General features: G+C 63.3%; 20 protein-coding genes. 14 read left to right on the top strand and 6 right to left on the bottom strand.

The window, feature by feature from the left end; genetic code table 11:
- Positions 1 to 2: 2 nt before the first annotated feature.
- Both parC and ACUXVH_RS04870 read left to right on the top strand, forming a co-directional pair.
- Entirely contained in the window at positions 3 to 2,261 is a 2,259-nt protein-coding gene (gene parC / locus ACUXVH_RS04875) for a DNA topoisomerase IV subunit A (protein ID WP_011058921.1), read from the top strand.
- Positions 2,262 to 2,440: 179 nt separating this feature from the next.
- Positions 2,441 to 3,151, top strand: a complete 711-nt coding sequence (locus ACUXVH_RS04870) for a PqiC family protein (protein ID WP_026019966.1) — start codon at positions 2,441 to 2,443, stop codon at positions 3,149 to 3,151.
- A gap of 227 nt (positions 3,152 to 3,378) precedes the next feature.
- Here the strand turns inward: ACUXVH_RS04870 and ACUXVH_RS04865 are convergent, their stop codons facing one another.
- The gene (locus ACUXVH_RS04865; protein WP_015633930.1) at positions 3,379 to 4,905 is read right to left on the bottom strand and encodes an AhpA/YtjB family protein; all 1,527 of its coding nucleotides are present in this window, start codon (positions 4,903 to 4,905) and stop codon (positions 3,379 to 3,381) included.
- A 133-nt stretch (positions 4,906 to 5,038) separates the two neighbouring features.
- On the opposite strand from ACUXVH_RS04865, the gene serB reads away from it, so the two are divergent.
- A complete protein-coding gene (serB, locus tag ACUXVH_RS04860; protein ID WP_011058924.1) occupies positions 5,039 to 6,253 on the top strand; it encodes a phosphoserine phosphatase SerB in 1,215 nt (404 codons plus the stop codon).
- 71 nt (positions 6,254 to 6,324) lie between these two features.
- Here serB and asd read toward each other — a convergent pair whose 3' ends face one another.
- From asd to ACUXVH_RS04845, 3 genes are read right to left on the bottom strand one after another with little or no spacing between them, the layout of a single operon-like run.
- Positions 6,325 to 7,185, bottom strand: a complete 861-nt coding sequence (gene asd / locus ACUXVH_RS04855) for an archaetidylserine decarboxylase (protein ID WP_015633932.1) — start codon at positions 7,183 to 7,185, stop codon at positions 6,325 to 6,327.
- Positions 7,186 to 7,203: 18 nt separating this feature from the next.
- Positions 7,204 to 8,019 (bottom strand): thiosulfate sulfurtransferase, encoded by an 816-nt coding sequence (rhdA, locus tag ACUXVH_RS04850; RefSeq protein ID WP_065364881.1) that lies wholly within the window; start codon positions 8,017 to 8,019, stop codon positions 7,204 to 7,206.
- 43 nt (positions 8,020 to 8,062) lie between these two features.
- On the bottom strand, positions 8,063 to 9,601 hold the full coding sequence (locus ACUXVH_RS04845; RefSeq protein WP_445494098.1) for an HDOD domain-containing protein: 1,539 nt from the start codon (positions 9,599 to 9,601) through the stop codon (positions 8,063 to 8,065).
- 166 nt (positions 9,602 to 9,767) lie between these two features.
- Here ACUXVH_RS04845 and motA point away from each other — a divergent pair, with 166 nt between their 5' ends.
- The gene (gene motA / locus ACUXVH_RS04840; protein ID WP_011058928.1) at positions 9,768 to 10,619 is read left to right on the top strand and encodes a flagellar motor stator protein MotA; all 852 of its coding nucleotides are present in this window, start codon (positions 9,768 to 9,770) and stop codon (positions 10,617 to 10,619) included.
- Positions 10,620 to 10,622: 3 nt separating this feature from the next.
- Complete coding sequence (gene motB / locus ACUXVH_RS04835) at positions 10,623 to 11,723, top strand: flagellar motor protein MotB (protein ID WP_065364882.1); 1,101 nt, start codon at positions 10,623 to 10,625, stop codon at positions 11,721 to 11,723.
- Between the two features lie 52 nt (positions 11,724 to 11,775).
- Here the strand turns inward: motB and rsgA are convergent, their stop codons facing one another.
- Positions 11,776 to 12,807 carry a small ribosomal subunit biogenesis GTPase RsgA gene (gene rsgA, locus ACUXVH_RS04830; RefSeq protein ID WP_011058930.1) on the bottom strand — a complete coding sequence of 344 codons (1,032 nt, stop codon included), beginning with the start codon at positions 12,805 to 12,807 and terminating at the stop codon, positions 11,776 to 11,778.
- Between the two features lie 108 nt (positions 12,808 to 12,915).
- Here rsgA and orn point away from each other — a divergent pair, with 108 nt between their 5' ends.
- Together orn and ACUXVH_RS04820 are read left to right on the top strand one after the other, a co-directional pair.
- Positions 12,916 to 13,458: an oligoribonuclease gene (orn, locus tag ACUXVH_RS04825; RefSeq protein WP_011058931.1), complete on the top strand. Its 543-nt coding sequence runs from the start codon at positions 12,916 to 12,918 to the stop codon at positions 13,456 to 13,458.
- A gap of 117 nt (positions 13,459 to 13,575) precedes the next feature.
- Positions 13,576 to 14,190, top strand: coding sequence for a trimeric intracellular cation channel family protein (locus ACUXVH_RS04820; RefSeq protein WP_169893104.1), 615 nt, complete (start codon positions 13,576 to 13,578; stop codon positions 14,188 to 14,190).
- Here ACUXVH_RS04820 and queG read toward each other — a convergent pair.
- Complete coding sequence (queG, locus tag ACUXVH_RS04815) at positions 14,172 to 15,251, bottom strand: tRNA epoxyqueuosine(34) reductase QueG (protein WP_011058933.1); 1,080 nt, start codon at positions 15,249 to 15,251, stop codon at positions 14,172 to 14,174. The two genes, ACUXVH_RS04820 and queG, sit on opposite strands and share 19 nt — an antisense overlap.
- A gap of 63 nt (positions 15,252 to 15,314) precedes the next feature.
- Between queG and ACUXVH_RS04810 the strand changes: the two genes are divergently transcribed.
- The 7 genes from ACUXVH_RS04810 (at position 15,315) to hflX (ending at position 22,600) form a co-directional block, all read left to right on the top strand.
- Entirely contained in the window at positions 15,315 to 16,175 is an 861-nt protein-coding gene (locus ACUXVH_RS04810; RefSeq protein ID WP_011058934.1) for an NAD(P)H-hydrate dehydratase, read from the top strand.
- Positions 16,163 to 16,633 (top strand): tRNA (adenosine(37)-N6)-threonylcarbamoyltransferase complex ATPase subunit type 1 TsaE, encoded by a 471-nt coding sequence (tsaE, locus tag ACUXVH_RS04805; protein ID WP_015633937.1) that lies wholly within the window; start codon positions 16,163 to 16,165, stop codon positions 16,631 to 16,633. Before ACUXVH_RS04810 ends, tsaE begins: the two co-directional genes overlap by 13 nt.
- 3 nt (positions 16,634 to 16,636) lie before the next feature.
- Positions 16,637 to 18,064 carry an N-acetylmuramoyl-L-alanine amidase gene (locus tag ACUXVH_RS04800; RefSeq protein WP_198409248.1) on the top strand — a complete coding sequence of 476 codons (1,428 nt, stop codon included), beginning with the start codon at positions 16,637 to 16,639 and terminating at the stop codon, positions 18,062 to 18,064.
- A complete protein-coding gene (gene mutL, locus ACUXVH_RS04795) occupies positions 18,061 to 19,962 on the top strand; it encodes a DNA mismatch repair endonuclease MutL (RefSeq protein ID WP_065364883.1) in 1,902 nt (633 codons plus the stop codon). Before ACUXVH_RS04800 ends, mutL begins: the two co-directional genes overlap by 4 nt.
- Positions 19,962 to 20,933 carry a tRNA (adenosine(37)-N6)-dimethylallyltransferase MiaA gene (gene miaA / locus ACUXVH_RS04790; RefSeq protein ID WP_053148774.1) on the top strand — a complete coding sequence of 324 codons (972 nt, stop codon included), beginning with the start codon at positions 19,962 to 19,964 and terminating at the stop codon, positions 20,931 to 20,933. The genes mutL and miaA overlap by 1 nt, the downstream gene beginning before the upstream one ends.
- Before the next feature lie 92 nt (positions 20,934 to 21,025).
- Positions 21,026 to 21,286: an RNA chaperone Hfq gene (hfq, locus tag ACUXVH_RS04785; RefSeq protein WP_007921378.1), complete on the top strand. Its 261-nt coding sequence runs from the start codon at positions 21,026 to 21,028 to the stop codon at positions 21,284 to 21,286.
- 12 nt (positions 21,287 to 21,298) lie between these two features.
- Entirely contained in the window at positions 21,299 to 22,600 is a 1,302-nt protein-coding gene (gene hflX, locus ACUXVH_RS04780) for a ribosome rescue GTPase HflX (protein ID WP_011058939.1), read from the top strand.
- Positions 22,601 to 22,658 lie beyond the last annotated feature (58 nt).

Here is a 22,658-nt window from a genome sequence, read left to right as displayed (position 1 = left end):
GCATGAGCGACTCCCTTGATCTCAGCCTGGATGGCGTAGAACGCCGGTCACTGGCTGACTTCACCGAAAATGCCTACCTCAATTACTCCATGTACGTGATCATGGACCGTGCTCTGCCGCATATCGGCGACGGCCTGAAACCGGTACAGCGGCGTATCGTCTACGCCATGAGTGAGCTGGGGCTGGATGCCGATTCCAAGCACAAGAAATCCGCGCGTACCGTGGGTGACGTGCTCGGCAAGTTCCACCCGCACGGCGATTCGGCCTGCTATGAGGCCATGGTGCTGATGGCCCAGCCGTTCAGCTACCGCTACACGCTGGTGGACGGCCAGGGCAACTGGGGGGCGCCGGATGATCCCAAGTCCTTCGCTGCCATGCGTTACACCGAGGCGCGCCTGTCGCGCTATTCCGAAGTGCTGCTCAGCGAACTGGGCCAGGGCACTGCGGACTGGGGGCCGAACTTCGACGGCACGCTGCAGGAGCCGCTGGTACTGCCGGCACGCCTGCCGAACATCCTGCTTAACGGCACCACCGGCATCGCCGTGGGCATGGCCACCGACGTGCCGCCGCACAACCTGCGGGAAGTGGCTTCGGCCTGCGTGCGCCTCCTGGATGAGCCCAAGGCCACGGTCGAGCAGCTCTGCGAGCATATCCAGGGCCCGGACTACCCCACCGAAGCCGAGATCATCACCCCGCGTGCCGACCTGCTGAAGATCTACGAAACCGGCCGTGGCTCGGTGCGCATGCGCGCCGTGTACCGGGTCGAGGACGGCGACATCATCGTCACCGCGCTGCCGCACCAGGTCTCCGGGGCCAAGGTGCTGGAACAGATCGCCGGCCAGATGCAGGCCAAGAAGCTGCCAATGGTGGCCGACCTGCGTGACGAGTCGGACCATGAGAACCCGTGCCGCATCGTGATCATCCCGCGCTCCAACCGGGTCGACGCCGATGAGTTGATGCAGCACCTGTTCGCCACTACCGAGCTGGAATCCACCTACCGGGTCAACATCAACATCATTGGCCTGGACGGCAAGCCGCAGTTGAAGAACCTGCGGGCCCTGCTGGTGGAGTGGCTGGAGTTCCGGGTCACCACCGTGCGTCGCCGGCTGCAGTTCCGCCTGGACAAGGTCGAGCGTCGCCTGCATCTGTTGGACGGTTTGCTGATTGCCTACCTCAACCTGGATGAAGTGATCCACATCATCCGTACCGAGGAGCATCCACGGGCCAAGCTGATCGAGCGTTTCGCCCTGAGCGAAATCCAGGCCGACTACATCCTCGACACGCGCCTGCGCCAATTGGCGCGTCTGGAAGAGATGAAGCTGCGGGCCGAACAGGATGAGTTGCTCAAGGAGCAGGCCAAGCTGCAAGCCTTGCTCAACAGCGAAGCCAAACTGAAGAAGCTGGTGCGCACTGAGTTGCTGCAAGACGCAGAAACCTACGGCGATGACCGCCGTTCGCCGATCGTCGCCCGGGCCGAGGCCAAGGCGCTGTCGGAAAACGAGCTGATGCCTACCGAGCCGGTGACTATCGTTCTGTCGGAAAAAGGCTGGGTGCGTTGCGCCAAGGGGCATGATATTGACGCCACTGGTCTGTCCTACAAGGCCGGCGATGGCTACAAGACCGCCGCGCCCGGGCGTTCCAACCAGTTCGCGGTGTTCATCGACTCCACCGGGCGCAGTTACTCGGTGGCGGCCCATACGCTGCCATCGGCCCGGGGTCAGGGCGAGCCGCTGACCGGCCGTCTGACGCCGCCGCCGGGTGCGACGTTCGAATGCGTGCTGCTGCCGGATGACGATGCCTTGTATGTGATCGCTTCTGACGCCGGCTACGGCTTCGTGGTCAAGGGCGAGGACCTGCAGGCCAAGAACAAGGCGGGCAAGGCGCTGTTGAGCCTGCCGAACAATGCCAAGGTGCTGGCGCCGCGGCCAGTGGCCGATCGCGAACAGAACTGGCTGGCTTCGGTGACCACCGAAGGGCGCCTGCTGGTGTTCAAGATCAGCGACCTGCCGCAGCTGGGCAAGGGCAAGGGCAACAAGATCATCGGCATTCCCGGTGAGCGCGTGGCCAGCCGCGAAGAGTACGTCACCGATATCGCGGTGCTGCCGGACGGCGCGACCCTGGTGCTGCAGGCTGGCAAGCGCACCTTGTCGCTGAAGGCTGACGATCTGGAGCACTACAAAGGCGAGCGCGGGCGCCGTGGCAACAAACTGCCTCGCGGCTTCCAGCGGGTGGATGCGTTGTTGGTAGAGCCTCTCAGTTAAGGGCGGGCTAGAGCGTTCGATCTGCGATTTAAGCGCAGGATCGACGCTACAACACTGGAGTCAGGGCGCATATTCACGGATGATATGCGCTTTCAAACGCTGGCGTGGCCGGGCGTTATTCAGGTTTTTTTGAGTATTTACACTGTGGCTAGCCTTGTGGCCGCCACCTGGATGGGATGATGACTGCTCTGCGCCTTCCTCTTGTTTTCTTGCTCGCCGGCGTTCTTGGCCTGGCGGGTTGCAGCGTACACCAGCCGGTGTCGCTGTATCAGCTGGACAGCGGAAGTCCAGCTCAGCCGGCCAGTGCCGGCATGTCGGTATTGCTGGGGCCGGTGCTGATCGCCGATTACCTGCAACGTGAAACCCTCCTGCAGCGTCAGGATGATGGCAGCCTGCAGGCCTCCACTGATGGTCGCTGGGCCGGCAGCCTGTCTTCGGACATTGATCAGTTGCTGTTGCGCCAGGTGGCCGGTCATCTCGACAGCCAGCGGGTTGTATTGGCTCCGGCCACCAGCGGCTTCACTCCGGATGTCCAGGTGCTGCTGTCGATCACTCGCCTGGATTCAGGCAAGTCGCAGCCGGCGGTGCTGGATGCGCAATGGCGCCTGATCGACCGTCGTGGCCAGGTGCGGGACAACCGCATCGTTCATCTGCAGGAGCAGCACGCGGGAACCACGGCGTCCCAGGTCCAGGCCCAGGGCGTGCTGTTGCAGCGTCTGGCGGAACAGTTGTCGGGTGCCCTCAAGCCTCTGGCCAATCAGCCGGCGGTGGCGGAGGTGCCACGCAAGGCGGCCCCGGCTCCTGCGCCCAAGCCTGCCGAGCAGGAAAAGCAACCGAAGATCCCGATGGCCACGCCGATCCGCACGGATATGGAAGTGTTCAGGTTCTGAGTTGACACGCCGCGAGACAAGGCCCGCCCAACAGCGGGCCTTGTCGTTTCTGGCTCTGGCCAACGCAATCTCCTGTAGCCGTTGCCGAAGGCTGCGAGCGGGCCGCAGGCACGCAGCGATATCACCAGCGTTGAAGCCCCTGCGGGGCTTGTCGCAGGCTGTGCCAGCGGCTACATAAAGCTCATGAAAAAGCCCGCACTGGGCGGGCTTCTTTTTGCGGGTCAGCCTTACAGCTTGGCCCGTGTTTCATGCATGCGTGCCAGTTGCCGCTCCAGCATCGACGGGTAGGGCTCCATCAGGCGTTCCACGCAGCAGGCACCTTCCGGGCTGGCGATCGGGCGAATACGTGCCCGCTGGCGCAGCAGCGGGTCGTCATTGACCTTGCGCTCCACCAGCAGCAGGTTGCGGCTGTGCTGGGACAGGGCCAGGGCATCCTGAGCGGTTTCGGTGAGCAGCAGGTCGATCTGGCTCAGGCCGAACAGTTCGTCGCCCAGGGTCAGGCCCAGTTGCAGTTGCAGGGTGATGCCGCTGTCCGCCACTTCGATCTGCAGGGCATGGCCCAGGGCGCGCAGCAACTCGCCGCAGCAGATGGCGTTGGTCAGGTAGTCGTCACCGCTGTCTTCGCTGTGGAACAGCATCAGCGTGCTGCCATCGTTCAGGGTATGCAGTTCGCTCTGGTACAGCGAGGCGGCCTGGTCGAGGCAATCGCGGTAGCGTTCCAGCAGTTCCATCAGGCGGGCGCGGGGCAGGCGTCGCAGTTGCTCCTGGGCACCGAGTTGCACCGCCAGTACCGCACTGTGCTGGGGCTGGGCCGGAACCTGTGGTTGCGGTTGTGGCTTGGCAGCAGGCGTCGATGAGCTGTCCCGCAGGTCGGCGAAGGGGTCTTCCTCGTCCAGTTCATCTTCTTCGGCGTGAACCAGGTGCCGGGGTGCAGGCTTCAGGCCTGCTACCGGAGCGCTTTCGTCGAAGCTCGGGTCCCGCAGGTTGCGCACTTCGAATGCCGGCTCATCGTCCTCGTCGTCTTGCACTTCAGCCTCGGGCTGCGGTGCCGGTTCGGGCTTCTCCGGCACCAGGCGGGCATGCAGCTGACGCGCCAGATCGCCGATTTCGTCCTGGCGCTGGGTGGCGGGAGTGTGTTCGTCCAGGTCACGCAGCCAGACTCGCAGTTGCAGCAGCGGAGTCGAGATGTGCCGCCCCAGGCGCAGGCTCAAGGCCAGGGCCAGGGCCAGCAGGATGGCGCTGAGGATGCCCATGCTTTGCAGGCTGATGGTCATCGGCTGCTGGAATTGCGCCATGTCCAGGCTGATTCGCAGGTTGCCCGCGGTCACGTCCTGGAAGGTGATCTTGGTCTGGTACACGCCCTCGGTTTCACCCAGCAGGCTGCTCTTGGGGCGCTGGCCGGCCTCGGCGAGGATGCGGTTGTCCACGCTGTAGATGGCCGCGTGGGCCACCAGCGGGTTCTTGGTCAGATTGTTGAGCAGGACATTAAGGCTGAGGATGTCGTTGGACACCAGCAGCTCGGTGGCCGAGGTGGCGGTCTGGGTGGTCAGGCTCTGACCCAGGGCGTCGGCTTGTTCGTGCATGGCTTGCTTGAACTGCAGGCCCATCACGCCGGCATAGATCACCAGGGCCAGGGCGACCAGGATCACGTTATGGCTGGCAATGCGCAATGCAATCGGCACACGGCGGTGGCGCAGTGCACGGAAGATCAGCAGGAAGAAGTTATCGGTTTTAACTGGCGTGGGCCGGTTCACTGAGCTCGGCTCTTTTGTCCGTGAAGTTGACGCGCAGTATAGCGACAGGCCCTAGACCGGCAAAGCGCTGGCTGTGCCCGATGGTCACCGAAAGTGGGTAGAATGCGCTTTTTTTCCACCTCGGGGGTGCGCCTTGCGCGAAATTGTCCTGATAAACATCACCGGCGAAGATCGTCCCGGTCTGACTGCGGCCATTACCGGCGTTCTGGCCCAGGGTGGTGTGAACATTCTCGACATCGGTCAGGCGGTGATCCACGACACCTTGTCGTTCGGCATCCTGGTTGAAATTCCCAGCAACGAGCAGAGCTCGTCGGTGCTCAAGGACATCCTGTTCACCGCCTACAAGCTCGACCAGCAGGTGCGCTTCACGCCGGTGTCCGAGGAGGATTACCAGCAGTGGGTCGCCGGGCAGGGCAAGAAGCGCCATATCGTGACCCTGCTGACGCGCAAGGTTACCGCCGAACAGTTGCAGCGCGTGAGTTCCATCACCGCCAAGTACGGCCTGAACATCGACCATATCGATCGCCTGTCCGGGCGCATGCCCCTGGATATGCCTGCCGACCAGGGCAAGGGCTGCATCGAGTTTTCGGTACGTGGCGAAGCCGCCGATCCGCAAGCCCTGCGGGCCGAGTTCCTCAGCGTGGCCCAGGAGCTGAACGTCGATATCGCGTTCCAGGAAGACTCGCTGTTCCGCCGTAACCGGCGCCTGGCGGTGTTCGACATGGATTCGACGCTGATCGAAGCCGAAGTCATCGACGAGCTGGCCAAGGCGGCCGGTGTCGGCGATCGGGTCGCGGAAATCACCGAGCGGGCGATGGCCGGCGAGCTGGACTTCCGCGCCAGTTTCAAGGAGCGCCTGGCGCTGCTCAAGGGCCTGGACGTCAATGTGCTGGACGCCATCGGCGCCTCCCTGCGCCTGACCGAGGGCGCCGAAACCCTGTTCGCCGAGCTCAAGCGCCTGGGCTACAAGACCGCGATCCTCTCCGGCGGCTTCACCTACTTTGCCAAGCAGCTGCAAGCCAAGCTGGGTATCGACTACGTGTTCGCCAACGAGCTGGAAGTGGTGGACGGCAAGGTCACTGGCGTGGCGGTGGAGCCGATTGTCGACGCCCAGCGCAAGGCCGATCTGCTGCGTGAGCTGGCGCACAAGGAAGGCCTGCGCCTGGAGCAGACCATCGCTGTCGGCGATGGCGCCAACGATCTGCCGATGCTCGGCATTGCCGGCCTGGGCGTGGCATTCCGCGCCAAGCCGCTGGTCAAGCAGTCGGCCAAGCAGGCGATCTCGACCCTGGGCCTGGATGGCGTGCTGTACCTGCTGGGGTTCCGTGACCGCGACGGGCAACTCTGAGCCGCCGGAAAATCCCCGCCCATAAAAAACGCCGCTGATCAGCGGCGTTTTTTATGTCCGGCATTCAGGCCTCAAGCCTTGGGCAGGCCCAGGCCCTGGCCCATCCGCACGGGCGAGCCGGCAGCCAGCTCTTGGGCCCACTGCACCTGGTCCGGGCCAAACAGCACGATGGCCGTGGAGCCCAGCTTGAAGCGGCCCATTTCGGCGCCTTTCTCCAGGTGGATCGGAGCGCGGGCGGCTTCGTCGTAGCGCACGGTCTTGAGTTCGCGCTTGGGCGGCGTTACCAGGCCGGCCCAGACGGTTTCGATCGAAGCGACGATCATCGCGCCCACCAGCACCAGCGCCATCGGGCCGCGCTCGGTATCGAAGATGCACACCACGCGCTCGTTGCGGGCGAACAGCTCGGGTACGTTTTCAGCGGTAGTCTGGTTGACCGAGAAGATCCGGCCCGGCACATAGACCATTTCCCGCAGGGTGCCGGCCAGGGGCATGTGCACCCGGTGGTAGTCCTTGGGGGAGAGGTAGATGGTGGCAAAGTCGCCGCCCATGAACGGCTGTGCCAGGGCCGGGTCACCGCCCAGCAGTTCCAGCACGCTGTAGCTGTGGCCCTTGGCCTGGAACACTCGGCCGTGTTCGATCGGGCCCAGTTGGCTGACCGCGCCGTCGGCAGGGCTGAGCACCGCGCCCGGGGTCGGGTCCAGCGGCCGCGCGCCGTCTTTGAGGGCGCGGGTGAAGAAGGCGTTGAAATGCTCGTAGGCGGTCACGTCCTCGACCTGGGCCTCGGACATATCCACTTGATACTGCTTGGCGAACCAGCGGGTGAAGGCATTCTTGAACCAGCGCACGCGGCACTCGGCAATGCAGCCGGCCAGGCGCGACAGCAGGTGATGAGGCAGCAGGTACTGGCTGATGATGAATAAACGCTTTTTCATTGGGTGTCCTTAAAAACCTTAAATCTCTACGGGCGTATCGGGATGATTGCCCCATTCGCCCCAGGAGCCGGCGTAGCCCTTGACCCGTGGGTAGCCCAGCGCCTTGGCCACCAGATAAGTGAAGCCGGAGCGATGGTGGGTCTGGCAGTGGGTGATCACTTCTTTGTCTTTGCTGATGCCCAGGTCCGCAAGGATCTGTGGCATGTCGCGGCGGATGCGCAGGTGGCGTGCCTGATCCATGCCGGCGGTCCATTCGAAATTCACCGCGCCGGGGATATGCCCGCCCTTGGCTGCCAGGACTTTTTCGCCGGAGTACTCCAGCGGTCCGCGGGCGTCCCAGATCACCAGGTCCGCCGCGCCGAGACGGCTTTGCAGGTATTCGCGGGTGGCGGTGGGCTCATCATGCAGGGCCAGTGCCACGGGGCCGCCGACCGCGGCCGGGACTTCGGTAGACACGGACAGGCCTTCCGCCAGCCAGGCCGGCAAGCCGCCGTCGAGGTAGTGGTAGCGGTGGTGGCCGATCACGTCCAGCAGCCAGATGAAGCGCCCGGCCCAGCCACCGCCTTCATCGTCGTAGACCACATAGACCGCGTCCGGGTTGTGCCCGAGTTCGCCGAACAGCGTTTCAAGCGCCGCTTGCGGCGGCAGCAGCCCGGGAGCCGGCGCCTGGCCCAGCTGAGTGCGCTTGGGGTCGACGAAGCGCGCCCCGGGAATATGCCCGGTGGCATAGCGGGCAGCGCTGGTCAGGTCGACCAGGATCAGTTCGCGGGCGTTCAGGCGGGCGAGCAGGTCGCTCGGTTCAATGACCAGCGGCAAGCCAGAGAAGTCAGACATGTCAGGTCCCCAGGGCGCAAAGGGAAGGATTGTAGCGCAAGCGTCATTGGCTGCGGTTGGTAAAGCTGTGCAAGGCTTTTTCGATGCACTGGGCGGTCTTGCAGAAGGCCTGGACGCTGATTTCCGAGAACGGCACGCCGCCCTGGTCGGCGATCGCCAGCATCAGTACCCGGCCATTGCACGACAGTGAGCGGATCAGCAGGTGTTCGCCGCGAAACAGCTGGCGCAGCGAGCTTGGCAGGTGAGGGGCGAACTGGGCCCGGTTGGCCGGGGTCAGGCGGATCTGCGCGGATTTTTCCAGCAGGCGTTGCAACAGCGGGCTCTGCTTGGCCTGCAGGGTCAGGCTGGCCGCTTCCCTGGGCAGGCCGTAAAGCTGTTGCACTCGCAGGTGGCTCAGGCTGCGATCGACCATCAGCAGCATGACCCGATGCATGCCGCATGCCGCCAAGGCATCCCGGGCAAAGCCGGTAAGGTGCACGGCGTTGGTAAAGGGGCTGGGGTCCAGCAACAGTTCGCCGCAGAGCTTGCGCCACTTGGCCAGTTCCAGTGCGGTGGGCGCCGGGGCTGGTTGCTCGCCGTGATGCAGGCGTCGGGCATCCCAAGGCCAGAGCAGGGCCTGGGCCGGGTGCCAGAGATCGGGCTGGGTGTCGTTGCGGGCGCTTTGTGCTGCCTGTTGGTGCAACTGTTGCTGGACCTGGTCCAGGGGGATCTGCAGATAAAGAGCGGTAAGGTTCTGCCAGCGCCGGCCATGGGGGCTGTTCCAGGACTGTTGCGCCGCCAGCGCCAGGCCGTTGGCCAGCAACACAGTGTTGGCCGGCTGGTTCAGCCAGCGCCGCAGGTCCGGTTCAGCGTCCAGGCGTTGTTGCTGGCGCAGCGGGTTGTCGCTGTCGCGGGCAATCAGCATGACCTTGGCCAGCAGGTGCTGCTCCTGGGTCAGCAGGCGATAGCCCTGCTGGACCCAGATCGGCAGGTGCCAGGCCAGGACCAGGGCCTGGCACATTTCCATCAGTCGCACTCCGAACAGTTGCAGTTCAACGTCGTGTGCGGATTCGTGCTTGTAGATGACCCGCAGTTCCCACTCTTCCAGCAGCTTGGGATAGACCAGGGCCATGGCCCACAGCGGCGAGAGAAACAGCAGGCTGCCCCAGTGGATGTCCTGCCAGAGTCGCGCCAGGCGTCCGGCAAAGAAGCCATTGGCTTGCTGGCTGGCGTGCTGGCTGATCAGCTGGAACTGGCGCAATGCCTGGGGGATCTGCTCTTCAGGCAGCGTCGGCAGTTGCTCGAGCAACTCCTCGGTACGCTTGAGGCCCAGTCGATTGACCGCGATCTCCAGGTTTTCCGCCGGTTCGCTCATGCTGCCGTGGGAATGCCGGTTGGCTTCGCGGATCACGCTCAAGGCCAGTGCCGGGCTGTTTTGCATCAGATCGACAATCTCCCGCAGCGAGCTGCGGTTGTTGGCGATGGCGCGGCAGACCCGGTCATGGCTGGCCTGGGGCACCGGCAGGCGCACGCCATTGAGGAGCTTTACCCAGGCGTCGAGAGAGGCGGGCGGAGAATGTGGGACGCTGGTTTCATTAGACATGGTCGGGCGCAATCATCGTCTGCTGTGAACACGCCCAGAGCGGGCCAAACTGGCTTTTCGCCTTAACTGGCTATAGTCTGGCGCAGTTTTGCCGATAAGTAGAAGAAGAGTTTTAAGAACTTCCGAATATGACCTTGAACCCGACTCAATAAGTACTCCCCTACCTATGGCTAAAATTATCGGCATCATCGTCGTATTCGCGAGCGTGCTCGGCGGATACGTGCTTTCCCACGGCAAAATCGCGGCGTTGATCCAGCCTTTCGAAGTGCTGATCATCGGTGGCGCAGCCTTTGGCGCATTCCTCCAGGCCAACCCGGGCTATATGACGATGCACGTCGTCAAGAAATCCCTGGGCATGTTCAGTTCGCGCTTCACCCACACCTTCTACCTGGAAGTGCTGGGCCTGATCTACGAGATCCTCAACAAGAGTCGTCGCGAAGGCATGATGGCCATCGAAGGCGATATCGAGGACGCCGCGGCCAGCCCGATTTTCGCCAAGTACCCGGCGGTGCTCAAAGATGAACGCATGACCGCCTTCGTCTGTGACTACCTGCGCATCATGTCCTCCGGCAACATGGCTCCCCACGAGCTGGAAGGCCTGTTCGACATGGAGCTGTTCAGCCTCAAGGAAGACCTCGAACATCCATCCCATGCGGTCAACGGGATTGCCGACGGCATGCCCGGTTTCGGTATCGTCGCGGCGGTCTTGGGGATCGTGGTGACCATGGCCTCCCTGGGCGATGGCGACCAGAAGTCCATCGGCCTGCACGTAGGTGCGGCGCTGGTGGGGACCTTCTTCGGTATTCTCGCGGCCTATGGTTTCTTCGGCCCGCTGGCCCACTCCCTGGCCCACGACGCCAAGGAAGAACTGAACGTCTACGAAGCCATCAAGGCGTCGCTGGTGGCCTCGGCTTCCGGCATGCCGCCGTCCCTGGCCGTGGAGTTCGGGCGCAAGGTTCTGTACCCGGCGCACCGTCCTAGCTTCGCCGAGCTGGAACAAGCGGTTCGCGGTCGCTAAGTCATGGAAAATAATCAGCCGATTATCATCAAGCGCGTCAAGCGCTTCGCTGGCGGACATCACGGGGGCGCCTGGAAAATCGCCTTCGCCGACTTCGCCACGGCGATGATGGCGTTCTTCCTGGTGTTGTGGCTGCTGTCCACGGCCACCCCGGAACAGAAGATCGCCATCGCCGGTTACTTCAAGGATCCGATCGGCTTCTCGGAAAGCGGTACGCCCTACATCATCGACCTGGGCGGCTCCCCTGAGCTGGCGCCGGACAACACCCTCAACCCCGAGATCAAGTCCCAGCCACAACCGGACAAGGTCACGGTGGATGCCGACCAGGTAGAGGGCATGGCCGAGCAGGTCGAGCGCGAGCGTCTCGAGTTGCTGTTGCAAGAGTTGCAGAACAAGGTTGAAGAGAACCCGCAACTGCAGAAGTTCAAGGACCAGATCCTCTTCGAGATCACCCCGGACGGCTTGCGGATCCAGATCATGGACGCCGAGAACCGGCCGATGTTCGACTCTGGCAGTGCACGTCTGAAGCCGTATTTCGAAGACATCCTGCTGGCCATGGCCGACACCATCAAGACCGTGCCGAACAAGATCAGCATCAGCGGTCACACCGACGCCAAACCCTATTCGGGCACTGGCGACTTCGGCAACTGGGAACTGTCGGCCAACCGGGCCAACGCTGCGCGTCGGGCGCTGGTGGCGGGTGGTTATCCTGATCCGCAAGTTGCGCGTGTGGTGGGCTTTGCTTCGTCGGCGCTATTCGATCGTAAGGACCCGTTCAACCCGGTCAACCGGCGCATCGATATCGTCGTGCTGACCAAGAAGGCCCAGCGTGCCATCGAGGGTGAGCAGACCGATCCCAATGCTCCGGTACCGACCCAGGGTAGCGGTGCTCCCGGTGAAGTACCGGGGGCGGCAGCCGACCCGAATGCCTTGCCGCCCGGTAGCGAACCGCTGCCGGCGCACGAGGTGCGTCAACGTATGAATATCTTCGAGGACGGTGTGCTGAAGATGGACGAGCAGGGTGCGGCGGGCCAGTCTTCCGCTCCGGCTCCGGCTCCCACTGCTCCGGTGACGCCGCCCGCTACGCCGGGCACGGCGAAGTGACAAACGACAAGGCCGCGAAGATCGCGGCCTTGTCGTATCTGGGTCAGGTCAATCAGTAACTGTTGTCTGGCAGGCTGGCGAGGATCGAGCGGTAGCTGTTCATCCGTTGCTGCTGGATGCGCCCGTCTTCCAGGGCCTTGAGCAAGGCACAGCCCGGCTCGCGATCGTGCTTGCAATCGCGGAAGCGGCAGGTGCCCAGCAAGTCATTGAACTCGATGAACCCGGCCTCGACATCGGCGCGGCTGACATGGCCGAGGCCGAACTCACGGATACCGGGGGAGTCGATCAGCTCACCGCCACCGGGGAAGTGGAACAGGCGCGCGGTCGTGGTGGTGTGAGTGCCCTGGCCGGAGAACTCCGACAGCGGGCCGACGCGGGTTTCGACTTCCGGCAGCAGGCTGTTGACCAGGGACGACTTGCCCACCCCCGACTGGCCGACGAATACACTGATGCGCCCGTCCAGCAGGGCTTGCAACTGCTCCATGCCGTCGCCGTGATGAGCCGAGACCTCCAGCAGCGGGTAGCCCAGCTGGCGGTAGACCGCGAGCAGGGCGTTGAGCGCAGGGGCGTTCTGCTCATCGATCAGGTCGGCCTTGTTCAGCAGCAGCAACGGCCGGATTCCAGCATGCTCGGCGGCTACCAGGTAGCGGTCGATCAGGTTGGCGTGGGGCTCGGGCATGGGCGCAAACACGATCACGATCATGTCGACGTTGGCGGCCACCGGCTTGAGTTGGCCGCGGCTGTCCGGGCGGCACAGCTCGGTGCTGCGCGGCAGTTGCGCGACGATCACCCCGATGCCCTGGTTGCCGGCGCGCCAGACCACCTGGTCGCCGGTCACCAGGGCCGGCAGGTTGGCCCGCAGGTAGCAGCGGAACACCTGGCCGGCCGTTTCGCCTTCGCGAGCCTCGACTTCGACCTGGACGCCGAAGTGGGCGATGACCAGGCCGGTCTGTTCCGGGCCCAGGTCGCCACCTTCCAGCGCCTCGACGGCAGAGGACTCGCGTTTGGCGGCGCGGGCGGCGCGCTCACCCTGGATCTTTTCGATGCGCCAGTTTTGGCGGCGATTGAGCTGGCGTTTGGCCATTGGTGTTCCGTGTCGATAATTACGGCGGATAGGTAAAACGGCGGCGAGTTTAGCACGCCGGGCAGGCCCTCTAGGCTAAACTGCGCAACTACGCCGAGGAGCCCACCCATGCAAAACCCGCAGAACCTGATTTGGATCGACCTGGAAATGACCGGTCTGAACCCTGACACCGACGTCATCATCGAGATGGCCACCATTGTCACTGACAGCAACCTCAACACCTTGGCTGAAGGACCGGTCATCGCCATCCACCAGAGCGACGAGATCCTCGCCGGCATGGATGAATGGAACACCCGACAGCACGGCGGTTCCGGTCTGACCCAGCGGGTTCGCGAAAGCCGCATCAGCATGGCCGAAGCCGAAGCCCAGACCATTGCCTTCCTGGAGCAGTGGGTACCCAAGGGCAAATCGCCGATCTGCGGCAACAGCATCTGCCAGGACCGGCGCTTCCTGTACCGCCACATGAAGGCTCTGGAAAGCTACTTCCACTACCGCAACCTGGACGTCTCGACCCTCAAGGAACTGGCCGCCCGCTGGGCGCCGGACGTGCGCGACAGCTTCAAGAAAGGCAGCACCCACCTGGCCCTGGACGATATTCGCGAGTCCATTGCCGAGCTCCAGCACTACCGCAAGCACTTCATCAAGTTCTGACCCGCAGGCGCCGGCTTGCCGGCGAACGGGCGCCCGCTGCGACTCGGCGCCCGTACCCGCCCCCTTTTGGTGCCCGCTTCAACTGAGTAGACTGCGCGCCTTCCTGCAAGGACCGCCATCATGCTGTTGATGCTTTATCTGATTGCCATTACCGCCGAAGCCATGACCGGCGCCCTGTCTGCCGGCCGGCGCGGCATGGACTGGTTCGGTGTGGTGCTGATTGCCTGCGTCACCGCACTCGGCGGCGGTTCGGTGCGTGATGTGCTGCTGGGCCACTACCCGCTGACCTGGGTCAAGCACCCGGAATACCTGGTGCTGACGTCGGTGGCGGCGTTGGTGACGATCTTCATCGCGCCCTTGATGCGTCACCTGCGCTCGCTGTTTCTGGTGCTCGACGCCGTGGGCCTGGTGGCCTTTACCCTGATCGGCTGCATGACTGCCCTGGAAATGGGCCACGGCATGCTGGTGGCTTCAGTCAGTGGGGTGATCACCGGGGTCTTTGGCGGCATCCTCAGGGACATCTTCTGCAACGATATCCCGCTGATCTTTCGCCGCGAGCTGTACGCCAGCGTGTCCTTCGCCGCGGCCTGGTGCTACATGCTGTGCATCTACCTGCAACTGCCCAGCGAGCAGTCGATCCTGGTCACCCTGTTCGGCGGCTTTCTATTGCGCCTGCTGGCGATCCGTTTTCACTGGGAAATGCCCAAGTTCGTCTACAACGACGAACACTGACGGTTGGCGTGCTGGTCCAGGGCCCATTGCACATGTTCGCGAACCAGTTCCGAGGGGTAGTCCTGGCGGGCCTTGAGGGCTTCCAGCACCGGAATGCTAGAGGGTGCGTTGCCCAGGCCCACCGCCAGGTTGCGTAGCCAGCGCTCGTAGCCGGCGCGGCGCAAGGGTGAACCTTCGGTATTGCTGAGGAATTTGTCCTCGTCCCACATGAACAGCTCTGCCAGTTCGGCATTGTCCAGGTTGTGCCGGGGCTTGAAGTCGCCCTCGGCCGTTGAGCGGGCGAAGCGATTCCAGGGGCAGACGATCTGGCAGTCATCGCAGCCGAATACCCGGTTGCCGATCAGCGGGCGCAGGTCTTCGGGGATGGCGCTTTTGAGCTCGATGGTCAGGTAGGAAATGCAGCGTCGGGCATCCAGCACATAGGGGCCGACGAAGGCGTTGGTCGGGCAGATGTCCAGGCAGGCGGTGCAGCGGCCGCAATGCTCCGTGGCGTGGGGCGCGTCCACCGGCAGGGGCAGGTCGACGAACAGTTCACTGAGGAAGAAGTAGCTGCCGGCTTTGCGATTCAGCACCAGGGTGTTCTTGCCGATCCAGCCGAGCCCGGCCTGTTCGGCGATGGCTTTTTCCAGCACCGGAGCGCTATCGACGAAGGCGCGGTAGCCAAAGGGGCCGATGGCTTGCTGGATGCGCTCGGCCAGTTGCTGTACGCGCTTGCGGATCAGCTTGTGATAATCGCGCCCCAGGGCATAGCGCGAAACATAGGCCTTGGAAGGCTGGGCCAGGCGCTGGGCCATCTGGGTGTCGCCGGGCAGGTAGTCCATGCGCAGCGAAACCACCCGCAGGGTGCCAGGCACCAACTGGTCGGGATGGGAGCGTTTGCTGCCGTGGGCGCCCATGTATTCCATCTCGCCGTGGTAGCCGGCGGCGAGCCAGCGTTCCAGGTGCTGCTCATGCTCGGCCAGGTCCAGGCCGCTGATGCCGACTTGTTGAAAGCCCAGTTCGCGGCCCCAGTCCTTGATCGATTGGGCGAGAGCGGGAAGATCCTGGGTAATAGCGGGCATGAGGCGAGAGAAACCGGGGCTGAGGTGCGTATAATTCTGCCAGACATCGGAGCTCGAAGACGCATGCCGCAGACAAAACACCCTCTACCTGACGTTCAGTTGCTGACTTCTGGCCATTTGCCACATCTGAATGGACGACTTCGCGATGCCCACAAGGGCCAGTTCGGGCACCTGTTGCTGATTGGGGGCGATCGAGGTTTTGCCGGCGCCGCCTTGCTGAGTGCGGAAAGTGCCTTGCGCAGTGGCGCGGGGCTGGTGTCCCTGGCGACCCGCAGTGAGCATGTGGCTGCCGCTGCGGCGCGCTTGCCTGAGGTCATGACCCAGGGCACTCATTCGGCCAACCAGTTGATGGGGTTGCTGGCTCGGGCCACGGTGCTGGTGGTCGGGCCGGGGTTGGGGCAGGGCGCCTGGGGGCGCAGTCTGCTGTCGGCGGCGGCCAATGCGCCGTTGCCCCAGGTGTGGGATGCCGATGCCTTGAACCTGCTGGCCGAGGGCGGGCTGCAACTGCCTGCCGCGAGTGTCATCACTCCCCATCCGGGAGAGGCGGCGCGGCTGCTGGGTATCTCCAGCGCCGAGGTGCAGGCGGATCGCCCTGCAGCGGCCCTGGCGTTGAGCAAAAAATACGCAGCGGTTGCGGTACTCAAGGGGGCCGGTAGCCTGATCGCCACTGCCGATGGGCGGCTGGCCCGCTGTGACGTAGGGCATCCGGCGATGGCCACGGCAGGCTTGGGTGATGTGCTGGCTGGCCTGATCGGCGCCTTGCTGGCGCAAGGCTTGTCGGCATTCGATGCCGCCTGCCTGGCGGTCTGGCTGCATGCCAGCGCGGGCGAGCAGCAAGGCAAATTGGGCCGAGGGCTGGCGGCCAGTGATCTGATTCCAGCCATTCGTCAGTTGTTGGAGGAACAATCACCGTGTCTGAGTTAACCCTTTTTCTGGCCGACGAACAGGCCATGGTGGAATTTGGTGCACGTATTGCCCAGGTGACCCAAGGCGTGGGGGTGATCTTCCTCGAGGGCGACCTGGGAGCGGGCAAAACCACCTTGTCGCGAGGGATCATCCGTGGCCTGGGGCACGCGGGGGCAGTGAAGAGTCCGACCTTTACCCTGGTCGAACCGTACGAGATCGGCTCGGTGCGGGCTTTCCACTTCGACCTGTACCGCCTGGTGGATCCTGAGGAGCTGGAGTTCCTGGGGATTCGCGACTACTTCGAGGGCGATGCTCTGTGCCTGCTGGAGTGGCCCCAGCGTGGTGCAGGCTTTTTGCCAAAGCCTGACCTGACCATTACCATTACCCCGCATAACAATGGGCGTTCTGTGCATCTGTTGTCTCAAGGCTCGCGTGGCGAGTCCTGGTGTGCCGCTTTGGCGTTGGAATTCAAATAATTGATGGGGTTAGGTATGCGCATTCGCGCGTTGGTTGCTGTCGTAGGACTGTTGCTTACGGCATTGGCCGTCGATGCTGTGGCCGCTACACAGGTTCGCAGCGTCCGCCTGTGGCGGGCACCGGATAACACGCGACTGGTATTCGACCTGTCCGGCCCGGTTCAGCACAGCGTCTTTACCCTGACGGCCCCGGATCGTCTGGTGATCGATATCAATGGCGCGACCCTTGGCGGTCCGCTGAACGTCGCCACGGCCAATACACCGATTACCGCCATGCGCTCGGCACAGCGCACGCCCAGTGACCTGCGGGTGGTCATCGACCTGAAAAAGGCCGTTACGCCGAAGAGTTTCACCCTGGCGCCCAACGCTCAGTACGGCAATCGCCTGGTGGTCGATCTGTTCGACAACCCGGCTGACGCCGCGCCACCTGCTGCGCCGCCACCTACTGTGGCCACTGTCCCAGCAGTGCCCGTCACTCCGGCGGAGCCGGCGATCAAGCTGCCGCCAGCCCCGGCGGGCAAGCGCGACATCATTGTGGTGATCGATGCCGGCCACGGCGGCGAAGACCCGGGTGCCTCCGGCTCCCGCGGGCAGCATGAAAAAGACGTGGTGCTGGCCATTGCTCGCGAATTGCAGCGTCAGGTCAATGGCCTCAAGGGTTTCCGCGCCGAATTGACCCGTACCGGCGACTACTTCATTCCATTGCGCGGTCGTACCGAGATCGCCCGCAAGAAGGGCGCCGACCTGTTCGTCTCGATCCACGCCGACGCTGCGCCTTCGGCCGCGGCCTTTGGCGCATCGGTGTTTGCCTTGTCTGAACGTGGTGCCACGTCGGAAACCGCGCGCTGGCTGGCGGACAGCGAGAACCGTTCCGACCTGATCGGCGGGGCTGGCAACGTCAGCCTGGATGACAAGGACCGGATGCTGGCCGGGGTGCTGCTGGACCTGTCGATGACAGCGTCCCTGACCTCCAGTCTGAATGTCGGGCAGAAAGTCCTGAACAACATCGGCCGGGTGACTCCGTTGCATAAACAGCGGGTGGAGCAGGCCGGGTTCATGGTGCTCAAATCTCCGGATATTCCGTCGATCCTGGTGGAAACCGGCTTTATCTCCAACTCCAACGAGGCCTCGAAGCTGGCCACCGCCAGCCATCAGCAGGCCCTGGCGCGTTCCATCAGCAGCGGCGTGCGGCAGTTCTTCCAGCAGAACCCGCCACCGGGCACCTATATTGCCTGGCTGCGCGATTCCGGGAAGATCGCCCAGGGGCCGCGTGATCACCGGGTCAATCCGGGGGAAACCCTGGCCATGATCGCCGTGCGCTATCAGGTCTCCGCGGCCACGCTACGCAGTGCCAACAACCTGAAAAGCGATGAATTGAAAGTGGGGCAGGTGTTGACCATCCCCGGTACAGAACTGGCGGCCAAGGAATGAGTGAATCGGTAATCAGTAGCGCGCGCATCGAGCTGCTCAGCCCGCGCCTGGCCAACCAGATTGCCGCGGGCGAGGTGGTCGAGCGCCCGGCTTCGGTGATCAAGGAGTTGTTGGAAAACAGCCTGGACTCCGGCGCCAAGCGCATCGATGTGGATGTGGAGCAGGCCGGGGTCAAGCTGCTGCGGGTACGTGACGACGGTAGCGGTATTTCCTCCGACGACTTGCCGCTGGCCCTGGCCCGGCACGCCACCAGCAAGATCCGCGACCTGGAGGACCTGGAGCGGGTGATGAGCCTGGGGTTTCGCGGCGAGGCCCTGGCTTCCATCAGCTCCGTGGCGCGCCTGACCCTCACGTCCCGTACCAGGGATGCCGAGCAGGCCTGGCAGGTGGAAACCGAAGGCCGGGACATGGCACCAAGGGTGCAGCCGGCGGCGCACCCGGTAGGCACTTCGGTGGAAGTCCGCGACCTGTTCTTCAATACGCCGGCACGACGCAAGTTCCTCAAGGCGGAAAAGACCGAGTTCGATCACCTGCAGGAAGTGATCAAGCGCCTGGCCCTGGCGCGTTTCGACGTGGCCTTCCACTTGCGGCACAACGGCAAGAGCATCCTCAGCCTGCACGAAGCCAAGGACGACGCCGCTCGTGCCCGTCGTGTGGCGGCGGTGTGCGGTTCGGGCTTCCTGGAGCAGGCGTTGCCCATCGAGGTCGAGCGCAACGGCTTGCATCTGTGGGGCTGGGTGGGCTTGCCGACCTTCTCCCGCAGCCAGGCGGACCTGCAGTACTTCTACGTCAACGGTCGCGCAGTACGGGACAAGCTGGTGGCTCACGCGGTACGCCAGGCTTATCGCGATGTTCTGTTCAACGGTCGACACCCGACCTTTGTTCTGTTTTTCGAAGTCGACCCGTCGGTGGTCGACGTCAACGTGCACCCGACCAAGCACGAAGTGCGTTTCCGTGACGGGCGCATGGTGCACGACTTCCTTTATGGCACCTTGCACCGGGCCCTGGGTGATGTGCGGCCCGAGGACCAGTTGGCGGCGCCGGCGGCGGTCGCCGGCATCGTGCGCCCGACAGGTATCGAGGCCGGTGAGTTCGGGCCTCAGGGTGAGATGCGCCTGGCCGCGAACCTGGCTCTGGAGCAGCCCCAATCCCAGCCGAGCTTCAATGCGCCGGGCGCGGGAGCCGGCAGTGGCTATCAATATCAGTACACGCCGCGGCCACAGCCAGTGTTGCCGGCCGCCGAGAGCCAGGGCGTGTACCGCGAGTTCTTTGCCCCGTTGCCGGCGGCGGCCTTGCCGGACGGCCAGGAGGACATTCCGCCCCTGGGCTATGCCCTGGCCCAGCTCAAGGGGATCTACATCCTGGCGGAAAACGCCCTGGGTCTGGTGCTGGTGGACATGCACGCGGCTCACGAGCGGATCATGTACGAGCGCTTGAAGGTGGCCATGGCCAGCGAAGGCCTGAGCGGCCAGCCGCTGCTGGTGCCGGAGTCGATTGCCGTCAGCCAGCGTGAGGCCGATTGTGCTGAAGAGCACATGGGCTGGTTCCAGCGCCTGGGCTTCGAGCTGCAGCGCCTGGGCCCGGAATCCCTGGCGATCCGCCAGATCCCGGCATTGTTGAAGCAGGCGGAAGCCAATCGCCTGGTGCACGACGTACTGGCGGACCTGATGGAGTACGGCACCAGTGACCGGATCCAGGCTCACCTCAATGAGCTGCTCGGCACCATGGCCTGCCACGGCGCGATCCGCGCCAATCGACGCCTGGCCCTGCCGGAAATGAACGCCTTGCTGCGGGACATGGAAAACACCGAGCGCAGTGGCCAATGCAACCACGGTCGACCGACCTGGACCCAAATGGGCCTGGACGATCTGGACAAACTCTTTCTGCGCGGCCGTTGATGACCCAGCTTCCTCCAGCGATTTTCCTGATGGGCCCGACCGCTGCGGGCAAGACCGATCTGGCCATCGAGCTGACCAAGGTGCTGCCTTGCGAGCTGATCAGTGTCGACTCGGCGCTGGTCTACCGCGGCATGGACATTGGCACTGCGAAGCCTTCCAGGGAACTGCTGGCGCAGTTTCCCCATCGCCTGATCGATATTCTCGACCCTGCCGAGAGCTACTCGGCGGCGGATTTCCGTACCGATGCGCTGGCGGCCATGGCCGATATCACCGCCCGGGGCAAGATCCCGCTGTTGGTGGGCGGCACCATGCTGTATTACAAGGCGCTGCTTGAAGGCCTGGCGGACATGCCCGCGGCGGATCCGCAGGTACGTGCCGAGCTGGAGGACGAGGCTGCACGCCTTGGCTGGCAGGCCCTGCACGACCAGCTGGCGGCGGTGGACCCCGAGTCGGCGGCGCGGATCCACCCCAACGACCCCCAGCGTCTGACCCGGGCGCTTGAGGTCTATCGGGTCAGTGGCCTGACAATGACCGCCCATCGCCAGCGTCAATTGGCGCAAAGTACTGAAGCAGGCGCATCGGGACGCAGTCAATTGCCCTATACTGTCGCCAATCTGGCCATCGCTCCGGCGAATCGCCAGGTACTGCACCAGCGTATTGCACAAAGATTCACACAAATGTTGGAACAGGGATTCATTGACGAGGTCGTAGCTCTGCGTTCCAGAAGTGACCTGCATGCCGGGTTGCCGTCTATACGTGCAGTGGGCTACCGCCAAGTCTGGGATCATCTGGATGGCAAGCTGACGTCAGCCGAAATGCAGGAGCGGGGCATCATTGCCACGCGCCAATTGGCGAAACGCCAGTTCACCTGGTTACGTAGTTGGGCTGACCTGCAATGGTTGGACAGCCTGGATTGCGACAATCTGCCACGCGCCTTGAAATACTTGGGGACGATCTCCATATTGAGCTGAGTCCTTGCAATTGCCGTCTATCCTTGGGGGTGTGACGGCTTTGGCCATCTGTTTTCTGATTTTTATTATTGATCCTTAAAGGAGTGCGGCACATGTCAAAAGGGCATTCGCTACAAGACCCTTACTTGAATACATTGCGTAAAGAGAAGGTTGGGGTTTCCATCTATCTGGTCAACGGGATCAAGCTGCAAGGTACGATCGAGTCTTTCGACCAGTTCGTCATCCTGCTGAAGAACACCGTCAGCCAAATGGTTTACAAGCACGCTATCTCGACAGTGGTTCCAGTTCGCCCGATTCGCCTGCCTAGCGCTTCCGAATCCGAACAGGGTGACGCTGAGCCAGGTAACGCCTGATAGGAGTCTCCTTTGTTCTTTGAGCGCCACGGTGGTGGTGAACGGGCCATTCTCGTTCACTTGGATGGTCAGGACCCTGAGGCGCGCGAAGATCCGCAGGAGTTTCAGGAGCTGGCATTATCGGCCGGCGCCGAGACCGTCGCGTTTGTTAGCGTGCCGCGTCATCGGCCAACCGCCAAATACCTGGTTGGCAGCGGCAAGGTCGAGGAGTTACGCGACTTGGTCAAAGCCGAACAGGTAGACTTGGTGATTTTCAATCACATCCTCACACCCAGTCAGGAACGTAACCTCGAACGTGTATTCGAGTGTCGCGTGATCGACCGCACGGGTCTGATTCTCGATATCTTCGCTCAGCGCGCGCGCACCCATGAAGGCAAGCTCCAGGTTGAACTGGCCCAGCTTGAGCACATGAGCACCCGTCTGGTTCGTGGCTGGACTCACCTTGAACGGCAGAAAGGCGGTATCGGTCTGCGCGGGCCCGGTGAAACCCAGCTGGAAACCGACCGGCGCCTGTTGCGAGTGCGTCTGCGGCAGATCAAGGCGCGCCTGGAGAAGGTTCGCAGCCAGCGTGAGCAGGCCCGTCGTGGCCGCAAGCGTGCGGATATCCCTTCAGTGTCCCTGGTGGGCTACACCAACGCCGGCAAGTCCACGCTGTTCAATGCGGTCACTGCGTCCGATGTTTTCGCTGCCGACCAATTGTTCGCCACCCTCGACCCCACCCTGCGCCGGCTTGAGCTGGATGACCTGGGGCCGATTGTGCTGGCCGATACCGTGGGGTTCATTCGCCACTTGCCGCACAAGTTGGTGGAGGCGTTTCGGGCTACCCTCGAAGAATCGAGCAACTCCGATTTGCTGCTGCATGTGATCGATGCCCATGAGCCCGAGCGCATGGCGCAGATCGAGCAGGTGATGGTGGTGCTGGGGGAGATCGGGGCTCAAGACTTGCCGATCCTGGAGGTCTATAACAAACTCGATTTGCTCGAGGGTGTGGAGCCGCAGATCCAGCGCGACCCCGACGGCAAGCCGCAGCGGGTCTGGCTGTCGGCCCGTGATGGCCAGGGGCTGGATCTGCTCAAGCAGGCCATCGCCGAGCTGCTGGGTGAAGATTTGTTTGTAGGCACCTTGCGCTTGCCTCAGCGTTTTGCTCGACTGCGAGCACAGTTTTTCCAGTTGAACGCTGTGCAGAAAGAAGATCACGACGACGAAGGTGTCAGCTTGCTTGCTGTTCGCCTGCCACGGGCCGAGTTGAACCGGCTGGTCAGTCGCGAAGGCATGCAGCCGTCGGAATTCATCGAGCAACACACTTTGCAATAAAAGCCTGGGCAAGCGGTTGTGCCGCTGTAGCAGGCATTCTGTAGCATTGGTCGGCGCG

This window comes from Pseudomonas sp. 8(2025), from assembly GCF_052665325.1.
This window is presented reverse-complemented; position numbering and strand designations above follow the sequence as displayed.

What these genes read in the sequence shown, in the direction of transcription:
- parC (WP_011058921.1), top strand. Translation starts at nt 3, where the DNA reads ATGAGCGACTCCCTTGATCTCAGCCTGGATGGCGTAGAACGCCGGTCA.
- ACUXVH_RS04870 (WP_026019966.1), top strand. Translation starts at nt 2,441, where the DNA reads ATGACTGCTCTGCGCCTTCCTCTTGTTTTCTTGCTCGCCGGCGTTCTT.
- asd (WP_015633932.1), bottom strand. Translation starts at nt 7,185, where the DNA reads ATGAAAAAGCGTTTATTCATCATCAGCCAGTACCTGCTGCCTCATCAC.
- rhdA (WP_065364881.1), bottom strand. Translation starts at nt 8,019, where the DNA reads ATGTCTGACTTCTCTGGCTTGCCGCTGGTCATTGAACCGAGCGACCTG.
- ACUXVH_RS04845 (WP_445494098.1), bottom strand. Translation starts at nt 9,601, where the DNA reads ATGTCTAATGAAACCAGCGTCCCACATTCTCCGCCCGCCTCTCTCGAC.
- motA (WP_011058928.1), top strand. Translation starts at nt 9,768, where the DNA reads ATGGCTAAAATTATCGGCATCATCGTCGTATTCGCGAGCGTGCTCGGC.
- motB (WP_065364882.1), top strand. Translation starts at nt 10,623, where the DNA reads ATGGAAAATAATCAGCCGATTATCATCAAGCGCGTCAAGCGCTTCGCT.
- rsgA (WP_011058930.1), bottom strand. Translation starts at nt 12,807, where the DNA reads ATGGCCAAACGCCAGCTCAATCGCCGCCAAAACTGGCGCATCGAAAAG.
- orn (WP_011058931.1), top strand. Translation starts at nt 12,916, where the DNA reads ATGCAAAACCCGCAGAACCTGATTTGGATCGACCTGGAAATGACCGGT.
- queG (WP_011058933.1), bottom strand. Translation starts at nt 15,251, where the DNA reads ATGCCCGCTATTACCCAGGATCTTCCCGCTCTCGCCCAATCGATCAAG.
- ACUXVH_RS04810 (WP_011058934.1), top strand. Translation starts at nt 15,315, where the DNA reads ATGCCGCAGACAAAACACCCTCTACCTGACGTTCAGTTGCTGACTTCT.
- ACUXVH_RS04800 (WP_198409248.1), top strand. Translation starts at nt 16,637, where the DNA reads ATGGGGTTAGGTATGCGCATTCGCGCGTTGGTTGCTGTCGTAGGACTG.
- mutL (WP_065364883.1), top strand. Translation starts at nt 18,061, where the DNA reads ATGAGTGAATCGGTAATCAGTAGCGCGCGCATCGAGCTGCTCAGCCCG.
- miaA (WP_053148774.1), top strand. Translation starts at nt 19,962, where the DNA reads ATGACCCAGCTTCCTCCAGCGATTTTCCTGATGGGCCCGACCGCTGCG.
- hfq (WP_007921378.1), top strand. Translation starts at nt 21,026, where the DNA reads ATGTCAAAAGGGCATTCGCTACAAGACCCTTACTTGAATACATTGCGT.